Here is a 12,691-nt window from a genome sequence, read left to right as displayed (position 1 = left end):
TCATGAAACAGCTGCTACTCGGCCTCGCCATCGCCGCCATCCTGCCAGCGCAGGCACAGGACAAGGCGCAAGAACAAGCCATGGCGCGCATCGCCGCGCAGCCGTCGGTCAAACAGGCATTGGCCTACATCGAGAAAAACGAACCGGCCACGCAGACCGCTATGTTGGCGATCAACGCCATCCCGGCGCCAACCTTCGCCGAAGCCGCGCGCGCCAGGGACTATGCAGCGCGCCTGAAAGCCGCCGGCCTGGCAGACGTGCGCATCGACGACGCGGGCAATGTCATCGGCGCCTGGCGCGGCAGCGGCAAGGGCCCGGTGATCGTGCTGGCCGCGCACCTGGACACCGTCTACCCCGCTGCCACCGATCTCACCGTGCATGAAAAAGACGGCCGCCTGTACGCGCCCGGCATCGCCGATAACGGCCGTTCGCTGGCCGCCATGCTGACCATTGTCCACGCCATGCGCGACGCGGGCGTACGCACCGAAGGCGACGTGCTGTTCGTCGCCAACGTCGGCGAGGAGGGACTGGGCGATCTGAAAGGCGTGAAGTATCTGTTCAGCCAGCGCAAGGACATCAAGGCTTTCGTCGGCCTGGAACCGGCGCTGGGCACGGACGGCGATCCGGTGACCTACATCGGCACCGGCAGCCGCCGTTTTAAAGTTACCCTGCACGGACCGGGAGGTCACAGCTACGAAGGCTTCGGTCTGCCGTCGGCCGTGCATGCGGCCGGCCGGGTGATTGCCCATATCGACGATGTGCGCGTCCCTTCGCAGCCGAAAGTGACTTTCAATGTGGGCGTGGTCCAGGGCGGCCAGTCGGTCAACAGCATTTCCGCCGAAGCCTCGATGCTGATCGATATCCGCTCGGCCGACGCGCCGCTGCTGGCCAAGGTGGAACAGCAGATCAAGGCCGCTATCCAGCAAGGCGTGGATGAAACCAACCAGCGCTGGAACAGCAAGGCCATCACCGCAGACGTGGTGCTGATCGGCGACCGTCCGGCAGGCCAGATGGCGGCTGATGCGCTGATCGTCCGCACCGCGCTGGCGGCGGCCAAGGTGCAAGGCCGCCCTGCACTGCTGGACGGACCACACTCCACCGACGCCAACCTGCCAATGAGCCTTGGCGTGCCGGCGATTACCATGTCCGGCGGCGGCAGCTCCGGCGGCTATCACTCCGAAAAACTGGAATGGTGGTCGGCACAGAACGCCCACACCGGGCCGCAGAACGTCTTGCTAACCATCCTCGGCCTGGCCGGCGTGCAGGGTGTGGCCGCCCCGTTGGTCAAATAAATTTACAGCGCAGCGCGCAGTGCTAGCGTGACGATGCTAATACCGCCGGCCACCCAGCCGACACGCACCATGACGCGCGCGGCGTAGCTGAGCACCAGCATTAGGCCGATCGCGGAAGCGGTCAGCATGCCGGCCCAGGCGAGCCAGCCCTGAGACAGTCCCCAGACGGAAAGACACACCAGCAGCGACACCAGCAAGCCGCCACTGCCCGCCCAGCGCAGCCGGCGGCGCGTCCGGTCGCTCGGCAGGTTGCCGCGGCCATGCAGGGCCTCCCAGTGACGGTCCATGGCCAGGCTCAGGGACGCAAAGCCGCCGGCGGCGCTGGACAGCGCGGCGATAATCGCCAAAGCATTCATCAACGCCATCATGCCGCCACCTTCGCCATCTTCATCTTGACGGGCGCCTTGGCGGTGCCCAGTCGCTTGCAGGCCCACAGCAACGTGCAGCCGAACAGCAACGCGACCAGGTCGAAGCCCGCCACCGGCCACAGTCCTTGCGCCATACTGGAAAACAGTCCGGCGCCGCCGGTCAGGGGATTCAGCACCGGCAGCAGCGCAAACAGCACGCCCGCTACCGCCAGCTGGATGCGCCACATCCAGCGCACCGGGAACGCCAGCGCCAATACGGCGGCAATGCCCCATGCGGTGAAGAAGCACTGGATTTCGAGATCCGGCCGTCCTTGCAATCCCACCGGCACCAGACGATTCGCCCAAAAGAACACACTCATCGCAATCAGCAGGCCGGCGATGCCGCCGAGGTTCAGGCCATCCACCAGCCGCAGGCCGAAACCGATGCTGCCATTGGCGCGCGCTTTCAGATGCTTGGGGCGTTCCTTGACGGCCCACAGCAGCACGCCGGTAGCCACCATCGCGCAACCAGCCAGGCCGGAAAGGAAGAACAGGCCGCGCAGCAGCGAGCTGGCGAAGCGGCCGATGTGCAAGCCATACAGTACGCCGCGCGTTTCCACCGCCGCCCCGCCGGGTTTGGTCATGTCGGTCAGCAGGCCGCCGCTGACGCCATCGAAGGTCAGCGTTGGCAGGTTGTTGCTGATGCCGTGCGCATCCTGCTGCGTCAAGGTGACGCTGGCCGCGCTGTCGCCTGCAAGATTGACGGTGATGCGGCCAACCGGCGCGCCGTCCCACAGCTTGCTGGCCTGCGCCACCAGCGGCGCCAAAGGCGTCAGCGGCGCGTGGATGCCGCTGGCTTTGGCGTCGGCTTGGGGGCCGCCATTCAGGTCGGCGTAGAAGGCGTCGCGTTCCGGATAGACCGCGTTCAAGCCTTGTGGCAGGTACATGAACATCAGCGTCACCAGGCCGGTGTAGGTGATCATCAGGTGGTATGGCAGCGCCAGTACGGCGGTGGCGTTATGCGCATCCAGCCACGAACGCTGGCCTTTGCCGGGCCGGAAAGTGAAGAAGTCCTTGAAGATGCGCTTGTGCGTGACGATGCCGGAGAAGATCGCCACCAGCATGAACATGGCGCAGATGCCGACGATCCAGCGTGCCCAGATCACCGGCATGTAATGCATGTCGAAGTGCATGCGGTAGAAGAAATCGCCGCCGCGCGTTTCGCGCGCCGTGCTCATTTCCTGACCGGTGACCGGATCGACGCTGACGTTTTCAAAACGGCGACGGCCACGCGGCTTGGCGCCATCCTTAGCCGGCGCCGGGGCCCAGCTGGCGCGCACGCTCGGTTCGCGCTCGCTCGGCAGCGTAATGAACCAGCGCGGGCTGGTTGACGCGCGCTGCTCCAGCAATTGCTGGATGCGGGTCGCAGCCACGCCCTGCTCTACCACGACGTGCGACGCCTGGTGTAGCTCGGGTTTCATCCACAGCGTGACCTCGTCGCGGAAATAGCTGATGGTGCCGCAGCAGAACACCATGAACAGCACCCAGCCTACCAGCAGGCCGGACCAGGTGTGCAGCCATGCCATCGATTGACGGAAGCCCTCTTTCATACGCCGCCTGCGAGCCAGATGATTGCGCCCAGCAAGAGGCCGGCAACCAGCAGGCCCAGCCAGGCTTTCAATGCGGTGCTGGCGGCAAAGCACCACATCACGGCGCAGGGCATCACCACCAGTCCGGTCAGCGTCGCGGCCACCACGCGGTCGACCGCATGGCCAGGAAGTATCAGTGCAAGGGCAGTAACCGCCAGCGAGGAGACAGCGTAGCCGCCGCCGATGGCTGCCAGTGCGCGCGAGGCGACGGCAAGCCGGTAGTGCATCAGGATTTGCATCATGAAGAGGGTGTTACCTGATTGCCGGCGGGGGAAGGTAAGCTTAAATGTAATTGATAATTATTCTCATTCTATTGAGATGATGACGAATTTGTCAAGTTTGCGAGTTCACAATCTAGTACTTTTAGTAGAACACAGCGGTTACAATAGGAATGATAATAGCAATCATTCTCAACACAACCACACTATCATGCCTCGCCTCTCACCTTTGACGCTTTGCGTCCTGTCCGCAATTTATACCCTTCCCGCCCGCGCACAAATCGCCGATGAACCGGTACAGTCGGTCGTCATCAGCGCCTCTGCCGACGCTTCAGCAGCCGGCTTGTCCAAGACTTTTGGTGGCGGCCAGGTTGCCAAGGGCGGCCGCGTCGGCCTGCTCGGCACCATGGATTTGATGGATACGCCGTTCAACAGCACCAATTTCACTCAGCAATTCATCCAAGACCAGCAGGCACACAGCGTGGCCGACGTGCTGCAAAGCGATCCCGGCGTGCGCGTGGCGCGCGGCTTCGGCAACTACCAGGAGGTGTACATCATCCGCGGATTTCCGGTCAACTCGGACGACCTCGCCTACAACGGCCTGAACGGCGTGCTGCCGCGCCAGTACATCGCCGCCGAATTGCTGGAGCGCGTGGAAGTCTTCCGTGGCGCCAATACCTTCCTGAACGGCGCGACGCCGGGCGGCGGCGGTATTGGTGGCGCAATCAATCTGCTGCCGAAACGCGCACCGAACGCCGACCTCAACGAAGTGTCGGCTGGCCTGCAAACCGGCAAGCAGACCTATCTGGCCACCGACATCGCGCGCCGCTTCGGCGATGAAAAACGGTTCGGCGTGCGCGTCAACGCCGTGCAGCGCAAAGGCGGCTCCGGCGTCGACAACGAAGACCGCGACCTGCAAATGGCCGCCATCGGCGCCGATTATCGCGGCCGTGGCTTCCGCCTGTCGGCTGATCTGGGCTGGCAGAACAGCAAGCTGTACAACGCCCGTCCGGCTGTCAACGTCGGCGCCGGCCTGGCCGTGCCTGCGGCGCCGGATGCCGCGGCCAACTACGGCCAGCCATGGGACTTTTCCAGTGAGCGCGACGTCTTCGGCACGCTGCGCGGCGAATGGGACATCAGCAAGGACGTGGTGGCCTGGGCTGCCTTCGGCGGCCGCCAGGGCAATGAATTGAACCGCCTGGGCAGCACCTTGAACCTGACCACCGCCGCCGGCGCGGGTCAGCTGCGCCGTTTCGACAATGCGCGTGAAGATCACATCAAGACCGGTGAACTGGGCGTCCGCGCAGAACTGCATACCGGTCCGGTCAGCCACAAGCTGGCGCTGACCACCACCGGCTTCGACCTGGATTCGCGTAACGCCTACGCCACCTCGGCCTACCAGAACACCAGCCTTTACAACCCGTCGGTGCTGACGCTGCCCACTCTGACCACCTTCGGCAACAGCATGGCCGACCCGCGCACCACCAACAAGGTGACGCTGGTGAGTGAGGCGGTGGTGGACAGCATGGGCCTCTTCAACGATACGCTGCTGGCCACGGTCGGTGTGCGCCATCAGAACATCAGGCAGCAAGGCTTTGCCTACAACACCGGCAAGCAAAACGCCTACTACAACGAAGGCGCCAATACGCCGATCGCCGCCATCGTCTACAAGATCACGCCGCAGGTATCGGTGTACGCCAACCGTGTGGAGAGCTTGCAGCAAGGCGCGATTGCCGGCTCTACCGCCGTCAACGTCGGCCAGATTTTCGCGCCTTACAAATCGGTGCAGAAGGAAGCCGGCGTCAAGTTCGATGGCGGCCGCTATGGCGCCACCGCTGCATTGTTCACCACCAGCCAGCCTATGAGTGTGCTGAATCCGACCACCAAAGTGGTCGGCATCGAAGGCGAACAGCGTAACCGTGGCATGGAACTGACGGCCTACGGTGAACCGCTGCGCGGCCTGCGCGTGCTGGGCGGCGCCACCTTGCTCGACGCCACACAGCAGCGTACCGCAGGCGGTCTCACCGACGGCAAGGACGTGATTGGCGTGCCGGATACGCAGATGAACGTGGGCGTGGATTGGGATGTGTCGGGCGTGCGCGGTTTTAGCGTTTCGGCGCGCGTGCTGCATACGTCGTCGCAGTGGGCCAATGCAGCCAATACGCAGCAACTGCCGTCGTGGAATCGCCTGGACCTGAGCACGCGCTATGAGCTCAAGGTGGCCGATCACAGCGTGGTGCTGCGCGCCCGCGTGGACAACGTCACCGACAAGAACTACTGGGCCTCGGCCGGCGGCTCGCAAGGCACCGGCTATCTGGTGCTCGGCGCACCGCGTACTTTCGGCCTGACCGCGTCCACCGAGTTCTGATCCGCCGTACGCTGGCTGAGCATCCGGGCCGCAAGCGCCCTGCCGCTCAGCCACGCATCGCCCTCATGATCGCCGCGCAGCCAGCCGCCACACACGCCGACTTGCACTGCGGGCAGCCAGATACAATGTTCTGCCGATGGTTCCATGGACGCCACTTGCATCGCCGTCGCCGGCAACAGTGGCGCGAGCAAGGCCGACGCTTGCGCAGCCGGCAACGCCAGCATCAGTGCGTCAAACCTCTCACCGAGTGCGCCAGTCTCCAGCGACGCCAGCCGCCAGCCGCCTTCATGCCAGATGTCGTAGATCGTCATGCCCTGACGAATAGTCAAGTCAACGCCGCCGGGACTGAGCCGCTTGGCATCGAACATCGTCACTTTATATAGATCGCTTTGCAGATGCCGGGCGCATGACATGCCTGCCAGACCGGCGCCCACTACCCCTACATTGAATATATTCGCCTTCATATTTGCAAGTATATCGGCGCTTATCGCCGGTGAGCGCATCAAGGCCGGTTCAATCCCGGTTCATGCTAGCATTTGGGTATGGAGGATCGCTAGAATGAACCAGAAAATGACGAAGGGCTATCGCAGCGGCGTAGCCGCCCGCCTGGCAGGACTGCCGGTGGAAACGCTGCGCGTGTGGGAACGCCGTTATGGCGTGTCCGATGTGGACCGTTCGCCGCAGGGCCAGCGCCTCTATTCTTCCGAACAGGTACACCGGCTTGGGCTGCTGAAGCGCGTGGTCGATCAGGGCCACGCCATCGGCACCGTCGCCAGGCTGGATGCCGCCGAACTGGCCGCCCTCGCTGGCGTGCAGCGGGCCAGCGGCGTGCAGTCGTTAAAATTGGCCGTGGTCGGCGCCGCGCTGGCCCAACGTCTCAGTGCCACGCGTACCACGCCGTTGCTGGACATCGTCGCCGTCTGCGCACAATTGGACGACGCAGAACAGGAACTGGCCGGCGCCAGCGCCGACGTGCTGCTGATCGAAGCGCCTGAAATGACGGCCGACGCCATGCCGCAAATACGCAGCTTGCGCCGCGCCGTGCCCGCCAAGGCCACCGTAGTGCTGTACAGGTTCTGCGACAGCGCCACTGTGCGGCGCCTGCGCGAACACGGCTGCCTGGTGGCGCGCTCACCGTCGGATGCTTCGGAAGTAGCGGTGCTGTGCAACACCGCCCTCACCGGCGCCGCGCTGCCGCCGCCAGGGCCGACCAAGCCGGCCGCGCCGCGCCGTCTGAACGATGAAGAACTGGCGGCGCTGGCAGCTGCCTCGTCCAGCATCAACTGCGAATGCCCGCGCCACCTGGCCGACATCCTGCTGATGCTGACCAGCTTTGAACGCTACAGCGCGCAGTGCGCAAACCGCAACGCGACCGACGCTGCCATGCACGATGACCTGGCCCGCAGCGCCGGTCACGCCCGCATGCTGATGGAAGACGCACTAGAACGACTGGCGTACGCGGAGGGATTGCCCATGCCAGCCAGATGACAGGAAACGATGAGACTCAAACTACTACTTGGAGACCAGCTCAATCATGCACACAGCTGGTTCACCCACCCGCAGGACGATCAAGTCTTCGTCATGATGGAAGTCCGGCAGGAAACCGACTACGTGCTGCATCACGCACAAAAAATCATCGCCATCTTCGCCGCCATGCGCGACTTTGCCCGGCGCCTGCGAGACGCCGGCCACCGCGTGCACTACCTCTCCATCGACGACACCAACAACCGTCAGTCTCTGCCCGACAATCTGGACTACCTGCTGGCGCATTACAAGGCTACAGAATTCCACTGGCAAGCGCCGGACGAATGGCGGCTGGACCGCCAGCTGGCCGACTACGCCGCCGCCCTGTCGATCCCCGCATGGATGGACGACACCGAGCATTTCTACACCGCGCGCGACGAAGCCGCCCGCATCTTCGAAGGCCGCAATAGCTGGCTGATGGAGCACTTTTACCGCCGCATGCGCAGCAAGCACGGCATACTGATGTCAGAAACCGGCAAACCTGCCGGCGGCCAGTGGAACTTCGACCACGACAACCGCGAAGCCTGGAAAGGCCTGCCGTGGGAACCTTCCGACTGGCGCGGCCGCCACGATCACAGCGCATTGTGGGACACCATCCAGGCTTCCGGCGCCAAAAGCTTCGGTGAACCCAATGCGCAAAACTTCGCCTGGCCGCTGAACCACGAGGAAGCCTTGCAGCAGCTCGACAACTTCGTTGAACAGGCTTTGCCCCACTTCGGTCGCTTCCAGGATGCGATGAGCGTCAAGGCCTGGCGCCTGTTTCACTCGCTGCTGTCGTTTGCGATGAACGTCAAGCTGCTGTCACCGCGCACCGTGGTGGAACGGGTGGAAGCCGCATGGCGCGACGGCGCGGTGCCGGTGGCGTCGGCCGAAGGCTACATCCGCCAGATCCTAGGCTGGCGCGAATACGTGCGCGGCGTCTACTGGCACCGCATGCCGGGCTACGACAAACTGAACGCCTTCGGCCACAATACCCCGCTGCCATGGTGGTTCTGGGATGGCAAAACGCGCATGCGCTGCGTGGCGGCGGCCGTCGGCCAGTCACTGGAGCATGCGCACACCCACCACATCAACCGCCTGATGGTGATCGGGAATTTCGCGCTGCTGGCCGGCCTGTCGCCGCAAGAGCTGCATCGCTGGTATCTGGGGATTTACATCGACGCCTTCGAATGGGTGGAACTGCCCAACACGCTGGGCATGAGCCAGTTCGCCGATGGCGGCCTGCTGGCCACCAAGCCTTACGTCTCCAGCGCTGCCTATATCGACCGCATGAGCGATTATTGCAAGGGCTGTCATTACGACAAAAAGGCGCGTCTCGGCGAACGCGCCTGTCCGTACAACGCCTTGTACTGGGATTTCTTCGACCGCAACCGGGACACGCTGGAAAACAACCAACGTCTTGGCATGGTCTACCAGCAGCTGCGGCGCATGGATGACGGCGCGCTGGCCGCACTGCGCGAACGAGCGGCCGACCTGCGCGCCGGGGTGGCAGAACTCTAGGTGCTGCCGCGCTGGATCAGTTCAAAGCCGGTGTTGACCACGCGCTCCGCCTGCGCTGATTCGGCGCCGCTGGTTAGCCGGTCCAGCAAGGCTTGCGCCGACAATGCGCCAATCTTGGCGCCATCCACCTTGACAGTGGACAGCGGCGGATTGGTGTACTCGGAAAAATTCAGATCGCCGAAGCCCATGATGGCCAGGTCTTGCGGCACGCGCAGGCCGCGGCTTTGCGCCTCGATCAGCACACCGTGCGCCAGCGTGTCCGAGCTACAAAAAATCGCGTCCAGTTCCGGATGCTCGTCCAGCAGCTTGATCGCGCCGAGACGGCCCTGCGGCAAAGCGCCCGGCGCCTGCACCACATGCGAGGCGATCACGCTGGCGCCATGCTTCGCAATCGCTACCTGGAAGCCCTGCGTGCGCTGGCCGGCGCGCGGGTCGTTCGCGGTCAGCATGGCGAAGCGGCGGTAGCCCTGCTTCAGCAAATGCTGCGCGCACATATGGCCCACTTCTTCGTGCGAAAAGCCGATTGCCATGTCGATCGGATGCGGTGTCAGATCCCACGCCTCCACCACCGGCGTACCGATTTGCAGCAGGCGCTGTCGCGTGCTGTCGGTGTGCAGTGAACCGGTGAGGATGATGCCGTCCGGCCGCCGGCTCAGAATCGTCTCGACCAGAATCTCTTCGCGCCAGGTTTCATAGCCGACGATCCCCAGCAGCAGCTGGTAGCCGGCGGCGGTCAGGCGGTCGGTCGCGCCCTGCACCATTTCAGCGAACGTCTGCGTCGAGATGGTCGGCAGCACCAGCGCCACCAGCTTGCTGCGGCTGGAAGCCAGACCGCCGGCCAGCATATTTTTTACGTAGCCGGTGAGCTTGACGGCTTGCTGCACCTTGGCCAAAGTCGCCGGCTTCACCAGATGCGGCTCATTCAATGCGCGCGATACCGTGATCGGCGAAACGCCCGCCGCCTTGGCGACATCGATCAGTGTGACGGGGGTGGCAGGCATCGGTTCTTTCGTGATTGTTGATAGCGGAATCATTCTATCCAATTGACTTCGCCCTCACAACTACCTACACTCCAAAATGATTGCGCTACCATAACCATAAAAAGGAGACATCTTGAGACCGCATCGTTACCTGGGCCTGACGCTGGCAGCCCTGCTGCCACTGACGTCGCTGGCCGCCGACCGCCACGCCATCAACGATGGCTGGCGTTTCCAGCGCGGCGATCCGCAAGGCTATGCAGACCAGCTGCAATACGATGTGCGGCCCGAGATCAAGCAAAGCGCCGACGGCAAAGTGGCAGATGCGCGTCCGGACGAGGCGGAAAAAGTGCAGCGCTCCAGCGACGGCCTGCTGAAGCCGTGGATACTCCCGAGCGGCAACGCCTTCGTCGCCGACCCCGCGCGCCGCGCGCAACGGCCGGCTGCCGATCCAGCCAGCTCCACCACAACGCCACCGCCACTGCTGGTCGCCGGCTTTGATGACCGCGATTGGCGCGCGGTGACGCTGCCGCACGACTGGGCCATCGAAGGCCCCTTCCTCGCCACTGGCCCGTACGGCGGCATGGGACGTTTGCAGACTTGGGGCCCGGCCTGGTATCGCAAGAAGCTGGACATTCCCGCGCGCGACAAAGGCAAGTCCATCTTCCTCGACATCGACGGCGCCATGTCCTATGCCACCGTGTGGCTCAACGGCCGGCTGGTGGGTGGCTGGCCTTACGGCTACAACTCCTTCCGCCTCGACCTGACGCCTTATGTCACGCCGGGCGGCGTCAATCAACTGGCGATCCGTCTCGACAACCCGGCCGAATCGGCACGCTGGTATCCGGGGGCGGGCCTGTACCGCAATGTGTGGCTGACGGTCGCCGATCCGGTGCATGTGGCCCACTGGGGCACGGTAGTGCGCACGCCGCAGGTGTCGGCCGAATCAGCGCACGTCGAACTGGCGGTCACCGTCGACAACGACGGCAAGGATGCGGCCACGCTGGACGTCGGCACGCAGCTGTACGCGCTGGACGACAACGGCAAGCGCACCGGCTCGGTGGTCGCCACGCTGCCGGTCCAGCGCGTCAGCGTCAATGCGCGCAGCAGCGCCACCGCCAACGCCAGCACGCGCGTGACGCAGCCACGCTTGTGGGGACCGCTGCCGCAACAGCGTCCCAACCGCTACCTCGCCGTGACCACCATCAGCCGCAACGGCAAAGTAGTGGATACGCAGGAAACGCCGTTCGGCATTCGCTCGCTGCGCTTTGACGCCAACCAGGGCATGTTCGTCAATGGCGAAAAGATCATGATCAATGGCGTCAACAACCACCACGATCTGGGTGCGCTGGGCGCGGCCTTCAACGTGCGCGCCGCCGAGCGGCAGCTGCAGATACTGCAGCAGATGGGCGCCAACACGGTCCGCATGAGCCACAATCCGCCGGCGCCGGAACTGCTGGAACTCACCGACCGCATGGGCATCCTGGTCATGGATGAAGTATTCGATTCGTGGGAACGCAAGAAAACGCCGCTCGACTTCCACCTGATTTTCCCTGACTGGCACGAACAGGATTTGCGCGCCATGCTGCGCCGCGACCGCAACCATCCGTCCATCATCATGTGGAGCGTGGGGAACGAAGTCGGTGAGCAGTATACCGGCGACGCCGGCGCGGCCATCGGCAAAAAGCTGGTGGACATCGCGCACGAAGAAGATCCGACCCGCCCAGTCACCGGCGCCATGAACTACGCCAAGGCCGACATGCCCTTGCCCGCAACGGTGGACGTCATCAGCCTCAATTATCAGGGCGCCGGCATTCGCAGCCTGCCCGGCCAGTTCCCCAACTTCCACCAGAAGTTCCCGGACAAGATGATGCTGTCGACCGAAAGCGCGTCGGCGCTGAGCAGCCGTGGCGAGTACCAGTTTCCAGTGCCGGGCGTGATCAGCGCGCCGGTGCGGCCTGGCGCCGGCGGTGATCCCAAGCGCCAGCAGGTGAGCGCCTATGAATTGTTTGCCGCCGATTTCGGCAGCTCGGCCGACCGTTCGTGGGCGGCGCAGGACCAGAACCCTTACGTGGCCGGCGAGTTTGTCTGGACCGGTTTCGATTATCTCGGCGAGCCGACGCCCTACTACGGCGCGCGCAGTTCCTACTCCGGCATCATCGATCTGGCAGGCTTCCCGAAAGACCGGTACTACCTGTACCAGTCACGCTGGCGGCCGGAGCTGCCGCTCGCGCACCTGCTGCCGCATTGGACCTGGCCGGAGCGCGTGGGCGAAGTGACGCCGGTGCACCTGTTCACGTCGGGCGACGAGGCGGAATTGTTCGTCAACGGTAAATCGCAGGGCCGCCGCAAGAAAGCGCCGTATGAGTACCGCCTGCGCTGGGACTATGTGGTGTATGAACCGGGCGAGATCAGCGTGGTCGCCTACAAGGACGGCAAGGAGTGGGCACGCGATACGGTGAAGACGGCGCAAGCGGCAGCGCAGCTGGAAGCAAAAGCCGACCGCAGCACCATCGCCGCCGATGGCCAGGACCTATCCTTCATCACCGTGCGCGTGACCGACGCCAATGGCGTCACCGCTCCGCGCGCGGACCAGCGCATCCGCTTCACAGTGGAAGGCGCCGGCGAACTGGTGGCGACCGATAACGGCGATCCCACCAACCTCGAATCATTCAAGTCGCCCGAGCGCGCGGCGTTCAACGGCCTGGCGCTAGCCATCGTGCGCGCCAGGCCGGGACAGAAAGGCGCCATCACGGTACGCGCCAGTGCAGAGGGTTTGCGCAGTGCGGAGGTACAATTGCGTAGCAAATAACAAA

At 64.1% G+C, this 12,691-nt stretch carries 10 protein-coding genes and 1 pseudogene; 5 read left to right on the top strand and 6 right to left on the bottom strand.

The annotated features are described in order from the left end of the window. Positions 1-2 precede the first annotated feature (2 nt). Positions 3-1,292 (top strand): M20/M25/M40 family metallo-hydrolase, encoded by a 1,290-nt coding sequence (locus HH213_RS24860; RefSeq protein ID WP_169114033.1) that lies wholly within the window; start codon positions 3-5, stop codon positions 1,290-1,292. 2 nt (positions 1,293-1,294) lie between these two features. Here the strand turns inward: HH213_RS24860 and HH213_RS24855 are convergent, their stop codons facing one another. From HH213_RS24855 to HH213_RS24845, 3 genes are read right to left on the bottom strand one after another with little or no spacing between them, the layout of a single operon-like run. Beyond that, the gene (locus HH213_RS24855; protein WP_169114032.1) at positions 1,295-1,660 is read right to left on the bottom strand and encodes a DUF3325 domain-containing protein; all 366 of its coding nucleotides are present in this window, start codon (positions 1,658-1,660) and stop codon (positions 1,295-1,297) included. Then, positions 1,657-3,249: a PepSY-associated TM helix domain-containing protein gene (locus HH213_RS24850; RefSeq protein ID WP_169114031.1), complete on the bottom strand. Its 1,593-nt coding sequence runs from the start codon at positions 3,247-3,249 to the stop codon at positions 1,657-1,659. Before HH213_RS24850 ends, HH213_RS24855 begins: the two co-directional genes overlap by 4 nt. After that, positions 3,246-3,530 carry a DUF3649 domain-containing protein gene (locus tag HH213_RS24845; protein WP_371875683.1) on the bottom strand — a complete coding sequence of 95 codons (285 nt, stop codon included), beginning with the start codon at positions 3,528-3,530 and terminating at the stop codon, positions 3,246-3,248. Before HH213_RS24845 ends, HH213_RS24850 begins: the two co-directional genes overlap by 4 nt. A gap of 319 nt (positions 3,531-3,849) precedes the next feature. Here HH213_RS24845 and HH213_RS24840 point away from each other — a divergent pair, with 319 nt between their 5' ends. Continuing rightward, a complete protein-coding gene (locus tag HH213_RS24840) occupies positions 3,850-5,874 on the top strand; it encodes a TonB-dependent receptor (RefSeq protein ID WP_308494512.1) in 2,025 nt (674 codons plus the stop codon). On the opposite strand, the gene HH213_RS24835 is transcribed toward HH213_RS24840, so the two are convergent. Both HH213_RS24835 and HH213_RS30710 read right to left on the bottom strand, forming a co-directional pair. After that, positions 5,817-6,203 (bottom strand): hypothetical protein, encoded by a 387-nt coding sequence (locus tag HH213_RS24835; RefSeq protein ID WP_229263144.1) that lies wholly within the window; start codon positions 6,201-6,203, stop codon positions 5,817-5,819. The two genes, HH213_RS24840 and HH213_RS24835, sit on opposite strands and share 58 nt — an antisense overlap. A 15-nt stretch (positions 6,204-6,218) precedes the next feature. Next, positions 6,219-6,338: pseudogene (locus tag HH213_RS30710) on the bottom strand (NAD(P)-binding protein); the annotation flags it as partial. A 94-nt stretch (positions 6,339-6,432) separates the two neighbouring features. Here HH213_RS30710 and HH213_RS24830 point away from each other — a divergent pair. Together HH213_RS24830 and HH213_RS24825 are read left to right on the top strand one after the other, a co-directional pair. Next, on the top strand, positions 6,433-7,362 hold the full coding sequence (locus HH213_RS24830; RefSeq protein ID WP_169114028.1) for a MerR family transcriptional regulator: 930 nt from the start codon (positions 6,433-6,435) through the stop codon (positions 7,360-7,362). A gap of 9 nt (positions 7,363-7,371) precedes the next feature. Next, a complete protein-coding gene (locus HH213_RS24825; protein WP_169114027.1) occupies positions 7,372-8,898 on the top strand; it encodes a cryptochrome/photolyase family protein in 1,527 nt (508 codons plus the stop codon). On the opposite strand, the gene HH213_RS24820 is transcribed toward HH213_RS24825, so the two are convergent. Further along, complete coding sequence (locus HH213_RS24820) at positions 8,895-9,899, bottom strand: LacI family DNA-binding transcriptional regulator (protein ID WP_169114026.1); 1,005 nt, start codon at positions 9,897-9,899, stop codon at positions 8,895-8,897. The two genes, HH213_RS24825 and HH213_RS24820, sit on opposite strands and share 4 nt — an antisense overlap. Positions 9,900-10,011: 112 nt before the next feature. Here HH213_RS24820 and galB point away from each other — a divergent pair, with 112 nt between their 5' ends. Beyond that, entirely contained in the window at positions 10,012-12,687 is a 2,676-nt protein-coding gene (gene galB / locus HH213_RS24815; RefSeq protein ID WP_169114025.1) for a beta-galactosidase GalB, read from the top strand. The last annotated feature ends 4 nt before the right edge of the window (positions 12,688-12,691 follow it).

This window comes from Duganella dendranthematis, from assembly GCF_012849375.1.
Classification (GTDB): domain Bacteria; phylum Pseudomonadota; class Gammaproteobacteria; order Burkholderiales; family Burkholderiaceae_D; genus Rugamonas; species Rugamonas dendranthematis.
Note: the sequence above shows the minus strand (reverse complement) of the source record. Positions and strands in the feature narration are given on the sequence as shown.

Bases quoted from the DNA above. Each gene is read 5' to 3' on its own strand.
- HH213_RS24820 (WP_169114026.1), bottom strand. From the start codon at position 9,899: ATGCCTGCCACCCCCGTCACACTGATCGATGTCGCCAAGGCGGCGGGC.
- HH213_RS24855 (WP_169114032.1), bottom strand. From the start codon at position 1,660: ATGATGGCGTTGATGAATGCTTTGGCGATTATCGCCGCGCTGTCCAGC.
- HH213_RS24825 (WP_169114027.1), top strand. From the start codon at position 7,372: ATGAGACTCAAACTACTACTTGGAGACCAGCTCAATCATGCACACAGC.
- HH213_RS24830 (WP_169114028.1), top strand. From the start codon at position 6,433: ATGAACCAGAAAATGACGAAGGGCTATCGCAGCGGCGTAGCCGCCCGC.
- HH213_RS24850 (WP_169114031.1), bottom strand. From the start codon at position 3,249: ATGAAAGAGGGCTTCCGTCAATCGATGGCATGGCTGCACACCTGGTCC.
- HH213_RS24860 (WP_169114033.1), top strand. From the start codon at position 3: ATGAAACAGCTGCTACTCGGCCTCGCCATCGCCGCCATCCTGCCAGCG.
- HH213_RS24845 (WP_371875683.1), bottom strand. From the start codon at position 3,530: ATGATGCAAATCCTGATGCACTACCGGCTTGCCGTCGCCTCGCGCGCA.